The following is a 17,910-nucleotide window of genomic DNA, read 5'->3' on the forward strand; positions in this document are numbered from 1 at the left end:
CCGGGGGCCCCGCTCCGCCTCGGGAAGCACCGACCCGGGGCACCCCGCCGCGCCCCGCCGCCCCGGACGACCCTGTCCCGGGGGTCTGCCGCCTCGCGCCCCGGACACTCCGGGAAGCTCCACCCCGGCGCACGGCGCCCGTGCGGGGCCGCCCGGAACGCCACCACCGCCCCCAGCCCGATGGCCGGAACGCCACCACGACGGACGGGACCGAGCACGGCGGCGCACGCCGCCACGGGCAACCGTGACCCGGGACACCTGCCGCCCCGCAGGCACTCCGGGAAGCTCACCCGGCACACGGCGCCCGTGCGGGGCCGCCCGGATCCCTCCGCCCGCCCCGCGTCCGCACCCTGCCCGCCACGGCGGACGGGCCCAGGTGGCCGGCATCCGCACCGGGCTCCCGTGCCGCTCCACGACCGGGCTCTGCCGAAAGGCAGAGCCCGGATCGGTCTTGAGGTCCATGCCGGCTCGTCCGGCGCGGCCAATACTGGACGGCATGCTCCTCATCAGCGGTTTCCGTCGTGCCGGTCGTCCCGGGCCGGAGGCGGGGGCGCCTCCGGGCGGACGTGGCCGGGGCGCCGCGGAGACGGCCGGGGTGGCCTTCGCCGCCCTGGCGCTGTTCGCGGTCGCCCGGGGGTTGTGGAATCTGCCGCACCCCGTTCTCCAGCTGGGTGCGGGGGCGGTCGCGGTGGCGCTCTTCCCGGTGCGGAGGCGCCGGCCCGGGGCCGTGCTCCTGGTCCTCGCCGTACTGGCCGGGGTGGCGCCCGTCGCCGGTCCGGTGGCGGCGGGCGCCGCGTACGCGGGGGCGCTCGGCACGGTACGGCCGCGCCACCGCGTCCGGCTGCTCGGCGGCGCGGGGCTGCTGGTGCTGGTCGCCGCGACCGCGGCCGGTCCCTCGTTCGGTACCGGTTCGGTCGTGCACGGTGTGGAGCTGGGGGTGGTGCTGGCGGTGACCGCCGTGGTGGTGCCCGGTCTGGTCGGGACGGTGCACGGTCAGCAGGCCCGGCTGGTGCGGGCGTTGCGCGAGCGCGGCGACGCGGCCGAGCGGGCCCGCCGGTCCGCCGACAGCGAGGCCCGTACCCAGGAGAGGTCGCGGATCGCCGCCGAGATGCACGATCTGGTGGGCCACCGGCTCAGTCTCGTCTCGCTGCACGCCGGCGGGCTGGAGCTGGCCCTCGACCGGGCCGCGCCGGAGCTGCGGGAGGAAGCCGTCCTGGTGCGCCGGACCACCCGGGACGCGATGCGGGAGCTGCGGCAGGCCCTCGGCGTCCTCGGCCCGCTCGGCGGGGACACCGGCCCGGATCCGCTCACCGACGCCACCGGCACCCGGGCCGATGCCGAGGCGCTGGTCGCGCGGTCCCGGGACGGCGGTGTCGCGGTCCGGCTGGAGTGGGACGGCCCCGACCTCGGCGACTGTCCGGCGCAGGTGCGGCGCGCGGTGCACCGGGTGGTGCGGGAGGCCCTGACGAACGTCCACCGGTACGCGACGGCCGCCCATGTGACCGTACGGGTCGAGCGGGACGACCGGAGGGTGCGGGTGACCGTCCGCAACGGGGCGCCGCCCGCTTTGCACGGCGCGCCGCCCGAGGCGGGGACAGGGCGCGGTCTGACGGGCCTGCGGGAGCGGGTCGAGCTGCTCGGCGGGGGCTTCGAGGCCGGGGCGTTGCCGTCCGGCGGGTTCCGGGTGGCGGCGACCGTTCCGGTGCGGCCGGACGACGCCGTCACGTGGCCGCGGCCGCCGGGCGGCGCGGAGGCTTCCCCGGCGGCTCCGGGCGGCGGTGCGGCGGCGCTGCCGGGGACGCCCCGGGCGGCCGGGGCGCTGGCGTTCGCGCTGGGGGCCGCGGCGCTGTGGGTGCTGATGGCTCTCGCCGTCGCCCTGGTGTACGCCCAGCCTCGGCACGTGGTCCGGCTGGTGGAACCGCGTCCGGGCATGACGTATCAGGAGCTGACGGGGGTCGTCGACGTCCCGGCCGCGCGCGCCGCGGCCACCGGGCACGAGCCGTCGCGGCCCGCCGGGGCGGCCGGCTGCGTCTACATGCCCGGGGATGCCCGGCCCGGCTCCCTCGCCCTGGCCCGGTACTGCTTCGATACCACGCAGCGCCTGATCTCCATCGACCGTTTCACCGTCCCGTCCGTACGGGACGCCGCTCCCTGGGAGACCCCGTGACCGAGCCCGCCCGGCCGATCCGTGTCCTGCTCGCCGACGACGAGGCGATGATCCGGCACGGGGTGCGGCTGATCCTGCGGCACGCCGACGGTATCGACGTGGTCGCCGAGGCCGCCGACGGGCACCGGGCGGTCGCGGAGGCCGCGGCGCACCGCCCGGATGTGGCGCTGGTGGACATCCGGATGCCCGGGTGCGACGGGCTGTCCGCGATCCGGCCGTTGCTCGCCCTCGATCCGGCGCCGCGTGTGGTGATGCTGACGACCTTCGGTGACGAGGAGAACGTGCTGCGGGCGCTGCGGGACGGCGCTTCGGGGTTCCTGCTGAAGGACGAGGGGCCGCAGGAGCTGATCAGCGCGGTCCGGGCGGCGGCGTCCGGTGACGCGGTGCTCTCCCCCGGGGTCACCGGGACGGTGATCGCCCGGATGCTGCGCGGCGGCGTCCCGGACGGCGGGGGCACGGCCGCCGTGGCGGACGAGCGGATCGCCCGGCTGACCGGGCGGGAGCGGGAGGTGCTGGCGATGCTGGGTGAGGGCCTGTCGAACCAGGACATCGCGGAGCGGCTGGCCATCGGCGTCGGCACGGTGAAGACGCATGTGGGCGCGGTCTTGGAGAAGACCGGTTCGGCGAGCCGGGTGCAGGCGGCCCTCCTGGCGCACCGCACGGGCCTGCGCCCCTGATCCGGCCCCTGCCGCTCCCACCCGTACGAGTGACCCGCGTGGTGGACGGGACGCGTCCGGTGCGGGTGGCGTCCGGCCCGGACCGCCGGCGGGCGACGCCGGGACCCGTCCCGCGCGGGCGGCACCGAGGTCTGACCTGAGGCGGAGACGGGCCGGGGAAGCTCTGCCGAAAGGCAGGGACGAGCGCCGGGCCCCTGCCTTTCGGCAGAGCCTCAACGACCGCCTGCGGAACGATGTTTGTGCAGGTGGGAGCCAGAAGGATGGGTGATGTCCGCTCCGGCCCGCGGTGTTCGCGGGCCGTCGTTCCCCAGCCGGAGTCCTCATGTCGCAGACGTTCACACCCCCCGCTCCTCCCGCCACCGGACCGGCCGCCCGCGCCACGGGCCTGACCAAGGTGTACGGGGCGGGCGAGACCCGGGTCACCGCACTGGACTCGGTGTCCGTGGAGTTCGCGCGGGCACGGTTCACGGCGGTCATGGGGCCGTCCGGCTCGGGCAAGTCGACGCTGATGCACTGCATGGCGGGGCTCGACCCGGCCACCTCGGGCTCCACCCTGATCGGTGGGACCGAACTCACCGGCCTGAAAGACCGTCAGCTCACGCAGCTGCGGCGGGAGAAGGTCGGCTTCATCTTCCAGGGCTTCAACCTGCTGCCCACCTTGACCGCGCTGGAGAACATCACGCTGCCGCTGCGCCTCGCCGGGCGGCAGCTCGACCCCGCGTGGCTGGACGCCGTCGTCGCCACCGTGGGGCTGTCCGGGCGCCTCGCGCACCGTCCGGCCCAGCTCTCCGGCGGTCAGCAGCAGCGGGTCGCCGTCGCCCGTGCCCTGGTGTCCCGCCCGGAGATCGTGTTCGCCGACGAGCCGACCGGCAACCTCGACTCGCGTTCCGGCGCGGAGGTGCTGGGTTTCCTGCGGGACTCGGTGCGGGAGCTGGGCCAGACCGTGGTGATGGTGACCCACGACCCGGCCGCCGCCGCCTACGCCGACCGGGTCGTCTTCCTCGCCGACGGCCGTCTCGTGGACGACCTGCACGCCCCGACCGCCGAGGCCGTGCTCGACCGGATGCTCGCGTTCGAGGCCCAGGGCCGCTGATCCCGCACCCGGCCCGCCGTCCCTACTCCGAAAGCCCGCCATGCTGCGAACTGCCCTGCGCAACGTTCTCGCCCACAAGATCCGCCTGCTCATGACCGTGCTCGCGGTCTGTCTCGGTGTCGCGTTCATCTCCGGTTCCCTCGTCTTCGCCGACTCCGTCGCCGCCGCCTCCCGCGCCGCCATGTCCGAGGACTACGCGGGCGTCGACGTGAGCGTGGGCCCGAAGTCCGCTCCGGGCACCGCCCCCGACGAGCAGTACGGGGCCCTGGACGACGCCTTGGTCCACAAGCTGTCCGCCCTTCCCGGTGTCGCCTCCGTCCGCCCGGTGGCCGATGGTTCGGTCACTCTGGCCGCCAAGGACGGCACGCCGATGCGGGCCGACTCCATGAGAGGCAAGCTCGGCGTCGCCTACGTCCCCGGTCCCGGCGGTCAGGATTCCCGCTATCCGCTCACGTCGGGCCGCGCCCCCCGCGACGGCGGTGAGGTCGCGCTGGACCGCGGGACGGCGGCTGCCGCCGGGTACGCCCTCGGGGACACCGTGACGCTCGCCACGGACGGACCGGCCCTGAAGAAGCGCCTGGTGGGGCTGGTGTCCACCACGGACAGCCGGGTGAACGCCGGCGGCACCCTGGCGGCGTTCGACAAGGCCACCGCCCAGAAGCTGTTCGCCGCCCCGGGGCATTACAGCGGGGTGGATCTGACGGCCGCGCCGGGCACCGATGAGTTCACGCTGGCCGCCCGGGTCGGCGCCGTACTGCCGGCCGACCGGGCCCAGGCCACCACCGCCACCGCCCTGGCCACTCAGCAGTCCGTCTTCGTCGCGGGCACGACCGGCGCCTACGAGCGTCTGCCGCTGCTCTTCGCCGTGGTTTCGCTGTTCATCGGCACGTTTCTGATCGTCAACACCTTCACCGTGCTCGTGGCCCGCCGTACCCGCGAGATCGCGTTGTTGCGGGCGATCGGCGCCACCCGCCGTCAGGTGGTCCGCTCGGTTCTCGCCGAGGCGGCGCTGGTCGGTCTGGCTGCGTCCGTGCTCGGGTTCGTGCTGGGCCTGGGTGTGGCCACGGTGTTGCCGTCGGTGCTGGACACGTCCGGCGATCTGCTGCCCAGCGGGCCGCTGGTGATCGGTCCGGCGGCGGTCCTCGCCTCGCTCGTCGTGGGGGTGGGCGTCACCGTGCTCGCCGCGTGGCTGCCGGCGCGCCGGGCGGCGCGGATCGCTCCCGTCGAGGCGATGCGCACGGCCGGAGGGCCGCCGTCCGTGGTGGTCTCCCGCCTGCGTGGCGTGGCCGGTGCGCTCCTCGTCGCTCTGGGCGTGGGTCTGCTGTTCTCGCTGAGCGACGCGACCAGCGCCGACGACGAGAGCTTGCAGACCGCGATGGTCGGGTGCGGTGTCCTCGTGACGGGGCTGATCGTGCTGGCCCCGCTGCTCGCCGGGCCGGTGCTCCGGCTGCTCGGCAAGGTCACCGCCCACTTCGGCGCCGCCGGGCACCTCGCCCGTAAGAACGCGCTGCGCGATCCGCGCCGTACCGCCGCCACCGCCGTCGCCCTGATGATCAGTACGGCGCTGGTCTCCGGTCTCGCCGTCGTCCACGAGTCCACCAGCCGGGCACTGGACTCGCAGGCCGCCGCCGGGCTGAGCGCCGACTACGTCATCAGCACCCGCGCCACCCTCGGCGACCTCGGCTCCGCCGCCGTCCGGCGGATCGCCGCCGTGCCCGGCGTGCGGACCGTCTCCGCCGTGGCGGACTCCACCTTCTCCGCCGGTCCGCTCGCCAAGCCGGTCTCCGGGGTGGACCCGAAGACCGTGGACGAGGTGCTGAAGCTCCGCTTCGTCAGCGGTTCCGCCGAGGATCTCGGCCCCGGCAGGCTCGCCGTCTCCCGCAGCTTCGCCCGCGACCATCACCTCACCGCCGGTGAGCGGATCGAGGCGACCATGGGCCCCGGAACCGGCGACCGCGACGAGCCCTACACCGTCGTCGGCGTCTACGAGGACAATCCCACCGCCCAGGACGTCCTCGGCTACCGCCCCGAGGTGCAGAAGCACAGCTATCTGCGCGACTCCGTGCAGCGCGTCCTGGTCCGCACCACGGACGGCGCGGTCTCCGACGGCATGGAGAAGCGTCTGCGCGCCGCCGTGGGCGACAGCCCGCTGCTGAAGGTCCAGGACCGCGACCAGCTCGTCCAGGAGCAGGCCGGTGTGGCGGGCGAGTTGATGACCCTGATGTTCGGGCTGCTCGCCATCGGCGTGCTGATCTCCGCGCTCGGCATGGTCAACACCCTTGCCATGGCGGTCTCGGAACGTGTCCGGGAGATCGGCGTCCTGCGCGCCGTCGGCATGGACCGCTCCGGCGTCCGCACCATGATCCGCCTGGAGGCCCTCTGCGTCGCCGCCTTCGGCACCCTGCTCGGCATGGCGGGCGGCCTCTTCGCGGCGTGGCAGGTCAGCGGACTGGCCAACGGCGCGATCCCGCAGTACGCCTTCGCCCTCCCCTGGGGCACGCTCGCCCTCGTGGCCCTGCTCTCCCTCGCCGTCGGCGCGGTGGCCGCCGCCTTCCCCGCCCGCCGGGCCGCCGCGCTCAGCCCGCTGGAAGCGGTCGCGCAGGCGTAGGAACGGCCCGCCGCGTACGGCACCGGGCCCCGTCCGTCCTCCGTTACGGGGACGTACGGGGCCCGGCGCCGTACGCGGACCAGTCTCAGGCCCGGAATTCGCCCGCTTTCACACCTTCGACGAAGGACGCGAACGCGGTCGCCGGAACGCTGAGCCTCGGCCCGTCCGGGTCCTTGGAGTCGCGGACGGGGACGATGCCGTGCGAGGCGGCGAGGACGGCGGTCACCTCGACGCACTCACCGCCGCCCCCGCTGTGGGTGGACTTGAACCAGCGGTCGGCGGCCACTTCGACGCAGTTGCCGCCGTTCTCGCTGTACGAGGACTTGAACCAGCGGGGGGAATCGGTGGTCATGACGTGCCCTTTCGCTGTGTGTCAGCGCGCTCGGTCGCGTCCGAGCGTAGGAGCCCGGCGACGGCGCCCGCGAGGGGGCATACGAAAGCCCCGCCCGCCTCTGGTCGAGAGGCGGGCGGGGCTTTCGCCGTACGTCGGCCTGGCTCAGGCGCGAAACTCCCCAGCCTTGACGCCCGCGACGAAGGACGCGAACGCGGCGGCCGGGACGCTCAGGGACGCGCCGTGCGGGTCCTTGGAGTCGCGGACGGGGACTATGCCGGTAGCCGCCGCGTGGGCGGGGGCCCACTCGACGCAGGAGCCGCCACTGCCGCTGTAGGAGGACTTGAACCAGGTCAGGGGGAGGGAGTCGGTTGTCACGGGGAGCCCTTTCGCAACTGCTCGATCACGGCCACGGATTCCGCCTGAGAAAGCGCCTCGGCCTGTAGCTGATGGTAGGCCCTCACCAGCGGCAACACGGACGTGATCTCCCGGTCCAGATGCCCATTGGTCTGGGACTCCACATAGGACATGACGGAGCGGTCGGGCAGAGTCAGCAGGTTCACCAGCCGGTTGAACGGGCGACGCTCACCTATGGCGTACGGGGCCAACTGAAGCACAGAATTCGGCTGTTCAGCGAACTCAATCAGCCGGGCCAACTGGCGCTCCATGACCTCCGGCCCGCCGATCAGCCGCCGGATACAGCTCTCGTCCAGAACCACGATCACCATGGGCGGGACCCGCCGCACCAGAGCCGCTTGCCGCTCAACCAGGGACTCAACTCGTTCCGCAGCTTGCTCCGGGGTGAGCGTGCCCCTCCGCACATGGCCTTCTTCGATGGCGCTTGCGTACTCCGGCGTCTGGAGCAGCCCAGGCACGACGCCCACGTCGAACAGCCTTATCTCCGCCGCGCGGGCCTCTTGGCCCAGGTACTCCGGGAAGCCCTCCAGCAAGCTTCCGTTCCTGATCTCGCCCCAGCCTCGCTCGAACGACTCCGCGGTGCCCGTGAAGCCGAACGCCTCGTCAAGACCCCGCGAAAGCCGCAGAGTCGGCGGCTTCCGACCAGTTTCGATAGCCGAGATGTGGCGGCCCGAGTAGCCGACCCTCTCGGCCAGTTCGTCCTGTAACCACCCCCGCGCTTCGCGAGCGCTGCGTACGCGTGCCCCGTAGGCGGCCTGCGGGCTCGCCTCGGGGTTCAGTTCCTTGACGTTTACCAACGTGCCCTCCAGCACTGGAACGTTGAAGACAGCAAAACACTAGGCCAGCCTGAACCTCCCGGTAGTGGAATAACTACAGAGAGGCACTATCGTGTCCGTCGAACGCAGGTCCGGAAAACGCGATCAGACTCCCTACCGTCCGCAGCGCGGCGAGCTTGTCGCCGACGCCGAACGCCGCTGTCTCGCCTTCGCCAAGAGCGAGTTGTGCGGGGCGTGGTCGCTGCGGTCGCTGACCGGCGGCGAGGAGTGGGTGGTCGATGCCGCGCACCTTCGCCGCCCGTCCCGCGCGGAGCGGCTGATCGCGGGGATCACGCTGGTCAACGCGCGCAGCCGGGGAGAGATCCTGTGACCGGCTATCTCGCCGAAGTCCGGCTGGAACGGCGGCATCCGCGCTCCGACACCGGCGCCACGCACACCGTCGGCGCGCTGTGGACCGTCTCGCCCGTCCTCGCCGTGCGGTGGCTGCGCGGGCAGGCGCTCCGGCTCGCGGAGCGGATCGCGCCCGAGCCCGTCCGCTCCCCGTGGGCGTGGCTGACGCGGGAGGCGGACGACGCGCCGGACCACATCCGGCAGGTACGGGCGTGGGCCTGGGACGCGGGCGAGGAACGCGCCGCCCGCGAGCACATCAAGCGCGGGCACGCCCTCTTCGTCACCCTCCCGGACGCCGACCTCCTCCACACCCTCAGCATCTGGCCCGGCCAGCCGCCCGCCGCCGGGGGCCACACGCCGCCGGAACCCTTCCGGTACCGCGCCGGGGGCCGCACCCACCCGCTCCACGTCCTCACCGAAGACCCCTGGAGGCAGCCGTGAACACCCGCCCCACCAGCGAGGACACACCGCGCACCCCGACCCGCTCCGGCACCGTCGGCGAGGACGTCCTCCGCGTCCACGAACTCACCGGCACCGACGACCCCCGCCCCAAATGTGGCGCCGGAAAAGGCGAACCGGTCGACGAATGGCTCCGCGCGGTCAACTGCCCGGACTGCCGCTAGCGACGGCCCCATTCCCGCCGCGCCGCTCCCCCGTTTCCGCCGCCGCGCCCCCGTATCCGTATCCGCACCCGGCGGGCGTCGCACCGGCGTATTTCCGGTCTCCCGGAAAAGCGGCGGCGCCCGTTCCCGCAGGGCACAGGGTTCGGCTCCCGGAATACGGACCCGCTTCCCCGCATTCCGGATTTCCGTCCCCGCCGCCGCGCGTTCCCGTCCCGCCCCACCCGCGGCGGCGGGAACCCCGTACGGCACGATGAGCCACCGGTGCCGCCCGCCGGGCGGTCACCGAACGGACCGTACGACCAGGAGGACGCCATGGCCGCCGTGCCCGCCGACGTTCAGATCCCGCCGCAGACGCTCGCCGCCTTCGAGGCGGCCAAGGGCTTCATGCCGGTGGACGAGGGGCGCGCCCTGTACGCCGCCGCGGTGGAGGCGGCGGCGCTCGGGCGGCCACTGCTGGAGGTCGGCACGTACTGCGGGCGCTCCACGATCCTGCTCGCCGACGCGGCGCGCGCCGCCGGGGTGACGGCGCTCACCGTCGACCACCACCGCGGCAGCGAGGAACAGCAGCCGGGCTGGGAGTACCACGACCCGACGGTGGTGGACGCGGAAGTGGGGCGGATGGACACCCTGCCGACGTTCCGGCGGACCCTGCACGCGGCCGGTCTGGAGGACCACGTCATCGCGCTGGTCGGCCGGTCGCCGCAGGTCGCGGCCGTATGGGGGACGCCGCTCGGGCTCGTCTTCATCGACGGCGGGCACACCGACGAGCACGCCGCCGCCGACTACGAGGGCTGGGCGCCGCACCTCGCGGAGGGCGGACTGCTGGTGATCCACGACGTGTTCGCGGACCCGGCGGACGGCGGGCAGGCGCCGTGGCGGATCTACCGGCGGGCGCTGGAGTCCGGCGCGTTCACCGAGACGGCGGTCCGCCGTTCCCTGCACGTCCTGCGGCGCACCGGGCCCGGAATCTGAGCGGGCTACCATCACCGACGTGTTCTCCGGGCCCTCCTCCACCTTCCCCCCGCCCCGCCGCCGGCGCGGGCTCCTCCTCGTCCTGCTGCTGGCGGTGATCGCCGCCGGGGCCTCGGGCTGGTTCCTGTGGCGACCGTCCGGGGACGCGTCCGCGCAGGCCACGGCCCCGTCGCCGGACGGCGGCGCCGCGAAGCCCGTCCCGTCGGACACCGCCGACGGACACGGCGCGGGCCACGGCGGGCCCAGCCCCACCGGCCACGCCGGGCTGCGCGGCAAAACCGTCGTCCTCGACCCGGGCCACAACCTCCGCAACCGCGACCACACCGCCGAGATCGCCCGTCAGGTCGATGTCGGCAACGCCCGTAAGGAATGCGACACCACCGGCACCGCCACCAACGGCGGCTACCCCGAGGCGTCGTTCACCCTCGACGTCGTCCGGCGGGCGCGGGCACTGCTCCGGCAGGAAGGCGTCAAGGTCGTCCTGACCCACGACGACGACCGGCCGTGGGGGCCGTGCGTGGACGAGCGGGCGGAGCGGGGCAACGAGGTGCACGCCGACGCCGCGGTGTCGGTGCACGCCGACGGCGCGGGCGCCGGGGAACGCGGCTTCCACGTGATCCTTCCGGCGCGGGTCGTCGCGGGCAAGGCGGACACCTCCGCGATCGTCGCGCCGTCACGCACCCTCGGCACGGGACTGGTCAAGCGGTTCGCGGCGGCGACGGGCAGCGAACCGGCCGACTACATCAACAACGGCTCGGGCCTCGACGTCCGCTCCGATCTCGGCGGTCTCAACCTCTCGAAGGTCCCGAAAGTCTTCATCGAATGCGGCAATATGCGCGACGCGCAGGACGCCGCGCAATTGACCGAGGCGCAGTGGCGGCAAAAGGCCGCACGCGGTATCGCCGAGGGCATTACGGACTTCTTGGAGCATTGAGCCGGAACCCACGGAACACCGGTCCGTAAATACGTCCCCACGACCTCCCGGTGTTCCCCCGGCCTGTACCGACCGGCGGGACGGCCCGCCCGTCCGGGCGATAGGTTCGCCTTTACGATGGGGGGCCACCGCCGCGCCTCCCGCCGCGCACCCGAGCGTCAGCGCCGACCCGAACCCGAAACCGACAAAGGACCTTTACGTTGAATATCCGCTCCCTCAGTCGAGGTGACGGCGTGGTGACCGGAGCAGCGGTGTTGCTGTTCATCGCCTCGTTCCTTCCGCTCTATTCCTCCTACGCCACCAGCCTCATCGCGTGGGAATCGCTGCCGCTGCTGATGAGCGTGTACCTCGCGGGCATCGCCGCCGCCGCGCTGATCATCCTCGGACGGGCGCTGCCGCAGTCGCCCAAGGTCCTCGGTCTGGAGCTGAACCAGATCGGCACCCTGCTCTCCGTCTTCGCCACCTGGACGGTGTTCTGGTCGCTGGTCAGCAGCGGCGGCCCCTCCGCCGGCCTGATCCTCGGCCTGCTCGCCGCGCTGGCGCTGGCCGCGGGGGCCATCGCCACGCCGCTGGTCCCGGCCCTGAGCGCCCCCCTGCTCGGCGCCCCGAAGCCGCAGACCCCCGGCGCGTACGGCACGGGCCCGCAGCCCGGCTACGGCTACCCCGGCGCGCAGCAGCAGCCGCAGGGCCAGGGGTACGGCTACCCCGGCGGCCAGCAGACCGACCCGTCGCAGCAGAGCTACGGCGGCCAGCAGCCCGCCCCGGCGGACGGTACGGCCGGTGGCGCGCAGGGCGCGGCGGCGCCCGCGGAGTTCGCGGCGTTCTGGTTCGCGGTGCCGGTAGCGCGCCCGCTGTACGGCGAGGACGGCTCGCCGTCGCCCATCGCGGAGTTGGCACCCGGCACCTGGTACCTCGCGGTCGACCAGCGCGGTCAGGCCCTCATCGCCCAGACCCAGGACGGCCGCCGCGGCGTCCTCCAGGACACGACGGGCATCCAGCGCGGCTGACCCGCGTATCTCCCGTCTTCCCGACGGCCCCTCGCCTCGCGGCGGGGGGCCGTCGGCGTTCCCGCGCCGGCGGCGGGCGCGCGCATGAGGGCGGACGGCCGGGGCGCGTACGGGGCGGGCGCGGGGGCCGTTGCGCCGGACGGTGGGCGGTCGTACAGTGCGCCCACCCGACCGTTTCTGACGCTACGTCAGTTCTGGTGGGGCGCGGCGGATTCCGGCGGCGGGAGGGGCGGACATGCGACTGGGGCTGGCGCTCGGCTACTGGGGACGCGGCCCCGACCCCCGCCATCTGGAACTCGCCCGCGAGGCCGAACGGCTCGGCTACGCCTCCGTATGGACCGCCGAATCCTGGGGCTCGGACGCCTTCACCACGCTCACCTGGATCGCCGCCCACACCTCCACCATCGCCCTGGGCACCGGCATCGCGCAGATGGCCGCCCGCACCCCGACCGCCACCGCCATGCACGCCCTCACCCTCGACCACCTCTCCGGCGGACGGCTGCTGCTGGGCCTGGGCCTGTCCGGACCGCAGGTCGTCGAAGGCTGGTACGGGCAGCCGTTCCCCGCGAGCCCGCTGACCGCCACCCGCGAATACGTCGGCATCGTCCGCCAGGTCCTGCGCCGCGCCGCCCCGGTGACGTCCGACGGCACGTACCACGCGCTCCCCCACCGCGGCGCCGCCGCCACCGGACTCGGCAGGCCGCTCAAACCGATCACCCACCCGCTCCGCGCCGACCTGCCCGTCCTGCTCGGCGCCGAAGGCCCCAAGAACATCGCGCAGACCACCCGCATCGCGGACGGCTGGCTGCCGCTGTACTGGTCCCCGCTGCGCACCGCCGTGTACGAGGAGCCGCTGCGCGAGGCGCCCGCGGGCTTCCGGATCGCGCCGCTGGTCCGGGCGGTGGTCTGCGACGACGTCACCGAAGGGCTGTGGCCGGTCAAGGCGATGCTCGGCTTCTACATCGGCGGCATGGGCCACGCCGCGAAGAACTTCCACGCCCGACTGATGGCCCGCATGGGCTTCGCCGATGAGGCCCACCGCATCCAGGAACTCTTCCTCGCGGGCCGCAGGGACGAAGCGGTCCGCGCCGTCCCCGACGCGTTCGCCGACGAGATCTCCCTGGTCGGGCCGCGTGAACGGATCGCGGAACGCCTGGAGTTGTGGCGGGCGGGCCCCGTCACCGACCTGCTGGTCACCGCACCCGATCCGCACACGCTGCGGGTGCTGGCGGAGTTGACGACGTAAAAGCGGGCGGGGCCGGGCCCCGGCCGCGTACCCTCGGCCCGTGCCCCGTCATCCGAAGAAGCCCCGCCGTCTCGTCGCCGGAGGACACACCTACCTGTGGACCCTCCGCCACAGCCACCGGCGGGAGACCGGCGGGCCCGTGGACTGCCGCGAGACCCTCACCCTGCACCCCCAGCCGGCAGGCTCCGGCGGCTCACTGCGCCTCGTCTTCGCCGACGGGCCGGGCCGGTACGTGCCCGGCGGCGCCCCCCTGGGCTCCGGGGACGTGGGGCTGCGCCACGGGCCCTCGCTGAACCTGCACGAACCGGGCGCGGTCCGGGCACTGCTCGACGCGGCCCTGGCCCGGGGCTGGCGCCCGGACGAGGGGCGGGCGACGGTGGAGATGGACGGCTGGCCCCTGCTGGAGGCGGCGGCACCGCCCGGCACCTGACCGGCCACCGGGCCGCCGCGCCCGCCCCCGCCCCGCGCCTCAGCCGAACGTCGCGTACTCCAGCCACGCGTCCAGCACCCCGCGGTCGCCGATGACCTCGACGCGGTCGTTGTCGGCGGGCAGGCGCTGGAAGACGACCAGCAGGAGATCGGTGAGCGGGGCGCGGACCGCGACGGTCGCCTTCTCGTGGGCCCGGCGGTGCAGGACGCGGTCACCGGAGAGGTCGAGGAGCCATTCGGCGTTCAGCTCCGGCGGGGCGTCGGTGGCGTGCAGATGGATCGTACGGCCGGGCGCGAACGGCGTCTTGACGCCCTCGCGGGCGGCCAGCCGCGCCGCGACCTCGGGCAGCTCGCCGAGCTGGAACCACTCCTCCAGACAGTCCGCCGCCATCTCCGGGGCGACCTCGAACGGCGCCCGCGCGGTCACCGCCGCGTCGGCGCGGTGCACCAGCGTCTCGTGGGCCATCCGCCGCGCCCAGAACCCGGCCCGCCGCTCCGGCGTCCACGTCCACACCGCGGCCTCCGGCCCGGCCTCCCGCAGCGCCCGTACGGCCTGCTCGGCGCCCTCGGCCAGCCAGCGGTCCAGCGCGTCCGGGTCGTCCTCCTCCGGGCCCTTGCCGCCGGGGACGTCGTCGAACGCGACGGCTTCGGTGGCGCGGCGCTCGACCATCGCCCCGGCCCAGCGGTGCGCCCCGCCGACATGCCGGATCAGGTCGGCGAGTTTCCAGTCCGGGCAGGTCGGCACCGTGGCGGTGAGATCCGCGCCGCGCACGGTGTCCCGGAACGCCTCGGCCTCCGCGAGGAGTTCGGCGCAGTACCGCTCGTGGCTGAGTGATCCTTGGAGAGTCATGGCCGCACCGTAATACGGGGCCCTCCGCACCGCGCGGCCATTTCCCGAACGTATCGGCGAGTTCTTCCCGCCCGCCCAGCGCGGGTCAGCCGCAGCAGTCAGGGGCGAGCCCCACCGGCAGCGCTTCACCGCCGAAGACCGAGGTGGTGGCCTCGTCGCCGCCGAGCGCCGCCACCGCGAGCAGCAGCGAACCGGCGGTCCACGACGTCCGCTCCCGTGGCCAGATCACCTCGTCGTCGAAGACGTATCCCGTCCAGTACATGCCGTCGTCGGCGCGCAGGTGCCCGATCCAGCGGAGGATCTGCACGGCGCGGTCGGACTCGCCCATCGCCCAGAGCGCGAGGGCCAGTTCGGCGCTCTCCCCGCCGGTGACCCACGGGTTGGGCAGCACGCAGCGCACGCCAAGACCGGGGACGACGAACGCGTCCCACTGCGCGTCGATGCGCTCCCGGGCGGCGGCGCCGCGGACGGCGCCGCCGAGGATCGGGTAGTACCAGTCCATGGAGTAGCGGGACTTGTCGAGGAACCGCTCGGGGTGCGCGCGCAGCGCGTGGCCGAGGCGGCCGAGGGCCAGCTCCCAGTCGGGCTGCGGCTCCTCCCGCTGTTCGGCCATGGCCAGCGCGCACCGCAGCGCGTGGTGGACGGAGGACGAGCCGGTCAGCAGCGCGTCGGTGACGGGCGTGCCGTCGTCCTCCCGCTTCCACCCGATCTCGCCGCCCGGCTGCTGGAGCCCGAGGACGAACTCGACGGCGGCGTAGACGGCGGGCCACATGCGGTCGAGGAACGCCTCGTCGCCGGTGGACAGGTAGTGGTGCCAGACGCCGACCGCGAGGTAGGCGCAGAAGTTGCTCTCCCGGCCGCGGTCGGTGGGCTCGTCCGCGTCGCCGTCGGCGTACGCCGCGTACCAGGAGCCGTCCGCGTTCTGGTGGCGGCGCAGCCACTCGTACGCGGCCGTGGCGCGGTCGTGCTCACCGGCGGCGTCGAGGGCCATGGCCGCCTCGGTGTGGTCCCACGGGTCGAGGTGGTGGCCGCGGAACCAGGGGATGGCGCCGTCGGCACGCTGGGTGGCGAGGATCCCGGCGACGGTGGCGGCGGCCTGTTCGGCGGTGAGGACGCCGGGCAGGACGAGGCGTTCGGTACGGCCCGGACTCGTCACTTGGCGGCCGCCTCGGGCAGGTGCGGCTTGGTGGCGTAGGCGACGAAACTCTTGCCGATCAGCGGGTTGAGGGTCCGCTCGGTGAGCCGCGTGGCCAGCGGTTTCTTCATGATGTCCCAGACCAGCAGCTTGTGGAACGCCTTCACCGGCAGCGCCTTGTCGTTGTCGACCCCGAAGGCGCACTTCAGCCACCAGTAGGGGGTGTGCAGGGCGTGGGCGTGGTGGGTGCCGTACGGCTTGAGCCCGGCGGCGCGCATCTTGGCGAGGAGTTCATCGCCCCGGTAGATGCGGATGTGGCCGCCCTCGACCTCGTGGTACGCGTCGCTCAGCGCCCAGCAGATCTTCTCGGGGCCGTAGCGGGGGACGGTGACGGCGATCCGGCCGCCGGGGCGCAGGACGCGCACCATCTCGGCGAGGACGCCCTTGTCGTCGGGGATGTGCTCCATGACCTCGGAGATGATCACGACGTCGAAGGAGTCGTCGGGGAACGGCAGGGCCAGCGCGTCGCCCTCCATGGCGGTGGCGGTGGCCCCGGCGGGCGCCTCACCGGCCTCCTCCATGGCGGCGAACCACTTGGCGACCTCGCGGATCTCGTCGGCGTTCCGGTCGAGGGCGATGACCTGCGCGCCGCGGCGGTAGCACTCGAAGGCGTGGCGGCCGGCGCCGCAGCCCAGGTCGAGCACGCGGTCGCCCGGGGCGAGCGGGAAGCGGGAGAAGTCGACGGTCAGCACGGCGTTCTGCTTTCGTCCGGCGGGTCGGGGAGGGGGAACTGGCGGGTGGGAGGGGACAAACAGCGGCGGGTGCGGGCGGGGCCCTAGGCGCGGGCGGTGGCGCGCTGCCGGGCGATGGCCTCGCGGTAGCGCTCGGCGGTGCCGAGGGCCGCCTGCCGCCAGGTGAAGCGGGCGAGGACCCGTTCGCGTCCGGCCGAGCCCAGGCGGTGGCGGAGGGCGGCGTCGCCGAGGAGGCGCCGCAGTCCGCCGGCGAGGGCGTCGGCGTCGCCCGGCGGCACCGCCAGGCACGTCTCGCCGTCCGGCCCGGCGACCTCGGGGATGGCGCCGCCGGTGGTGGCGAGCAGCGGGGTGCCGGTGGCCATCGCTTCGGCGGCGGGCAGCGAGAACCCTTCGTAGAGGGACGGCACACAGGCGATCTGGGCACCGCGTACCAGGTCGACCAGTTCGGCGTCGGTGATGCCCTTGACGAACTCGATGGCGCCGGAGAGGCCGAGGCGCTCGACGGCGGCGGCGACCGGCCCGTCGTCGGCGCGCTTGCCGACGACGACGAGGTGCGCCTCGGGGTGCTCGGTGCGGACCTTGCCGAGCGCCTCGACGAGGTGGATCAGGCCCTTGAGGGGGACGTCGGCGCTGGAGGTGGTGACGATCCGGCCGGGCACCTCGGGGACGGACGGGTCCGGGGCGAAGAGGTCGGTGTCGGCGCCGATGGGCACGACGTGGATGCGGTCACCGCGGACGCCGAGGTCGTCGATGATCTCCTGGCGGGAGGAGCCGGAGACGGTGAGGACGGACGGCAGGCGGCGCGCGACGCGCTTCTGCATCCGCGTGAAGCCGTACCAGCGGCGGACGGAGAGGCGGCGGGCCGCGCCGTCGGCGGCGGCGAGGTCGAGGCGGCGGTCGACGGTGATGGGGTGGTGGACCGTGGTGACCAGCGGGGCGCCGAGCGCGCCGGGGCCGCCGAGCAGTCCGTAGCCGAGGGTCTGGTTGTCGTGGACGACGTCGAACGCGCCGCGGCGGGCGGCGAGGTGGCGCCGGGCCCGCAGGGAGAAGGTGAGCGGTTCGGGGAAGCCGCCGGTCCACATCGTGGCGACCTCCAGCGCGTCGATCCAGTCGCGGTACTCGCCGCGCTTGGGCGTGCGGAACGGATCGGGCTGGCGGTAGAGGTCGAGGCTGGGCAGTTCGGTGAGCGGGACGCCCTCGTCGAGCACCGGGTAGGGCTGCGCGCCGATGACCTCGACGGTGTGCCCGAGGCGGGCCAGTTCGCGGGAGAGGTGGCGTACGTAGACGCCCTGTCCGCCGCAGAACGGGTTCCCCTTGTAGGTGAGCATCGCGATGCGCAGGGGGATGTCGCCGGGCGGCCGGGCGGTGGTGGAGGGAGTGCCACCGGGGCGGGGCGTCGCTGCCTGGACGGCCTCTGCGGTCACCGCGCGGCCCCCTTCCTCACTGGACGTCCGCCGGAGCGTAACCGCTGGCGGTAATCTAGAACAAGTTTCAGAACTGAAG

19 protein-coding genes are annotated in these 17,910 nt (G+C 74.1%); 12 read left to right on the forward strand and 7 right to left on the reverse strand.

Annotated elements, in window-relative coordinates:
* The first annotated feature begins 496 nt into the window (after nt 1–496).
* From ACZ4M8_RS02270 to ACZ4M8_RS02285, 4 genes are all read left to right on the forward strand, one after another.
* Nucleotides 497–2,167, forward strand: coding sequence for a sensor histidine kinase (locus ACZ4M8_RS02270; protein WP_467602644.1), 1,671 nt, complete (start codon nt 497–499; stop codon nt 2,165–2,167).
* Nucleotides 2,164–2,844 carry a response regulator gene (locus ACZ4M8_RS02275; RefSeq protein WP_467602646.1) on the forward strand — a complete coding sequence of 227 codons (681 nt, stop codon included), beginning with the start codon at nt 2,164–2,166 and terminating at the stop codon, nt 2,842–2,844. The genes ACZ4M8_RS02270 and ACZ4M8_RS02275 overlap by 4 nt, the downstream gene beginning before the upstream one ends.
* Before the next feature lie 322 nt (nt 2,845–3,166).
* On the forward strand, nt 3,167–3,937 hold the full coding sequence (locus ACZ4M8_RS02280) for an ABC transporter ATP-binding protein (protein ID WP_467602647.1): 771 nt from the start codon (nt 3,167–3,169) through the stop codon (nt 3,935–3,937).
* A 40-nt stretch (nt 3,938–3,977) separates the two neighbouring features.
* Nucleotides 3,978–6,545, forward strand: coding sequence for an ABC transporter permease (locus tag ACZ4M8_RS02285; RefSeq protein ID WP_467602649.1), 2,568 nt, complete (start codon nt 3,978–3,980; stop codon nt 6,543–6,545).
* 85 nt (nt 6,546–6,630) lie between these two features.
* Here the strand turns inward: ACZ4M8_RS02285 and ACZ4M8_RS02290 are convergent, their stop codons facing one another.
* The 3 genes from ACZ4M8_RS02290 to ACZ4M8_RS02300 all read right to left on the reverse strand — a co-directional run bounded on the left by ACZ4M8_RS02290 (nt 6,631) and on the right by ACZ4M8_RS02300 (nt 8,090).
* Nucleotides 6,631–6,897, reverse strand: a complete 267-nt coding sequence (locus tag ACZ4M8_RS02290; protein ID WP_467602651.1) for a DUF397 domain-containing protein — start codon at nt 6,895–6,897, stop codon at nt 6,631–6,633.
* A 144-nt stretch (nt 6,898–7,041) separates the two neighbouring features.
* Nucleotides 7,042–7,254, reverse strand: coding sequence for a DUF397 domain-containing protein (locus ACZ4M8_RS02295; protein WP_467602653.1), 213 nt, complete (start codon nt 7,252–7,254; stop codon nt 7,042–7,044).
* Nucleotides 7,251–8,090 (reverse strand): helix-turn-helix domain-containing protein, encoded by an 840-nt coding sequence (locus ACZ4M8_RS02300; RefSeq protein WP_467603441.1) that lies wholly within the window; start codon nt 8,088–8,090, stop codon nt 7,251–7,253. The genes ACZ4M8_RS02295 and ACZ4M8_RS02300 overlap by 4 nt, the downstream gene beginning before the upstream one ends.
* A 91-nt stretch (nt 8,091–8,181) precedes the next feature.
* Here ACZ4M8_RS02300 and ACZ4M8_RS02305 point away from each other — a divergent pair, with 91 nt between their 5' ends.
* The 8 genes from ACZ4M8_RS02305 to ACZ4M8_RS02340 all read left to right on the forward strand — a co-directional run bounded on the left by ACZ4M8_RS02305 (nt 8,182) and on the right by ACZ4M8_RS02340 (nt 13,671).
* Nucleotides 8,182–8,439: a hypothetical protein gene (locus ACZ4M8_RS02305; RefSeq protein ID WP_399090487.1), complete on the forward strand. Its 258-nt coding sequence runs from the start codon at nt 8,182–8,184 to the stop codon at nt 8,437–8,439.
* Complete coding sequence (locus tag ACZ4M8_RS02310) at nt 8,436–8,900, forward strand: hypothetical protein (protein ID WP_467602655.1); 465 nt, start codon at nt 8,436–8,438, stop codon at nt 8,898–8,900. The genes ACZ4M8_RS02305 and ACZ4M8_RS02310 overlap by 4 nt, the downstream gene beginning before the upstream one ends.
* The gene (locus tag ACZ4M8_RS02315; RefSeq protein WP_467602657.1) at nt 8,897–9,082 is read left to right on the forward strand and encodes a hypothetical protein; all 186 of its coding nucleotides are present in this window, start codon (nt 8,897–8,899) and stop codon (nt 9,080–9,082) included. Before ACZ4M8_RS02310 ends, ACZ4M8_RS02315 begins: the two co-directional genes overlap by 4 nt.
* A 312-nt stretch (nt 9,083–9,394) precedes the next feature.
* Nucleotides 9,395–10,054: a class I SAM-dependent methyltransferase gene (locus tag ACZ4M8_RS02320; protein ID WP_467602659.1), complete on the forward strand. Its 660-nt coding sequence runs from the start codon at nt 9,395–9,397 to the stop codon at nt 10,052–10,054.
* Nucleotides 10,055–10,073: 19 nt separating this feature from the next.
* Nucleotides 10,074–10,988 carry an N-acetylmuramoyl-L-alanine amidase gene (locus ACZ4M8_RS02325; protein WP_467602660.1) on the forward strand — a complete coding sequence of 305 codons (915 nt, stop codon included), beginning with the start codon at nt 10,074–10,076 and terminating at the stop codon, nt 10,986–10,988.
* A 200-nt stretch (nt 10,989–11,188) separates the two neighbouring features.
* A complete protein-coding gene (locus tag ACZ4M8_RS02330; protein ID WP_467602662.1) occupies nt 11,189–11,995 on the forward strand; it encodes a hypothetical protein in 807 nt (268 codons plus the stop codon).
* A gap of 235 nt (nt 11,996–12,230) precedes the next feature.
* Nucleotides 12,231–13,241, forward strand: a complete 1,011-nt coding sequence (locus ACZ4M8_RS02335) for an LLM class F420-dependent oxidoreductase (protein WP_467602664.1) — start codon at nt 12,231–12,233, stop codon at nt 13,239–13,241.
* A gap of 40 nt (nt 13,242–13,281) precedes the next feature.
* Nucleotides 13,282–13,671: a hypothetical protein gene (locus ACZ4M8_RS02340; protein WP_467602666.1), complete on the forward strand. Its 390-nt coding sequence runs from the start codon at nt 13,282–13,284 to the stop codon at nt 13,669–13,671.
* A 39-nt stretch (nt 13,672–13,710) separates the two neighbouring features.
* Here the strand turns inward: ACZ4M8_RS02340 and ACZ4M8_RS02345 are convergent, their stop codons facing one another.
* The 4 genes from ACZ4M8_RS02345 to ACZ4M8_RS02360 all read right to left on the reverse strand — a co-directional run bounded on the left by ACZ4M8_RS02345 (nt 13,711) and on the right by ACZ4M8_RS02360 (nt 17,831).
* A complete protein-coding gene (locus ACZ4M8_RS02345) occupies nt 13,711–14,520 on the reverse strand; it encodes a maleylpyruvate isomerase family mycothiol-dependent enzyme (protein WP_467602668.1) in 810 nt (269 codons plus the stop codon).
* Nucleotides 14,521–14,605: 85 nt separating this feature from the next.
* A complete protein-coding gene (locus ACZ4M8_RS02350; protein WP_467602670.1) occupies nt 14,606–15,676 on the reverse strand; it encodes a prenyltransferase in 1,071 nt (356 codons plus the stop codon).
* A complete protein-coding gene (locus ACZ4M8_RS02355; RefSeq protein WP_467602672.1) occupies nt 15,673–16,407 on the reverse strand; it encodes a class I SAM-dependent methyltransferase in 735 nt (244 codons plus the stop codon). The genes ACZ4M8_RS02350 and ACZ4M8_RS02355 overlap by 4 nt, the downstream gene beginning before the upstream one ends.
* An 83-nt stretch (nt 16,408–16,490) precedes the next feature.
* Entirely contained in the window at nt 16,491–17,831 is a 1,341-nt protein-coding gene (locus ACZ4M8_RS02360) for a glycosyltransferase family 4 protein (protein WP_467602674.1), read from the reverse strand.
* Nucleotides 17,832–17,910: the final 79 nt, after the last annotated feature.

The sequence above is a fragment of the Streptomyces sp. NPDC027185 genome, assembly GCF_055567035.1.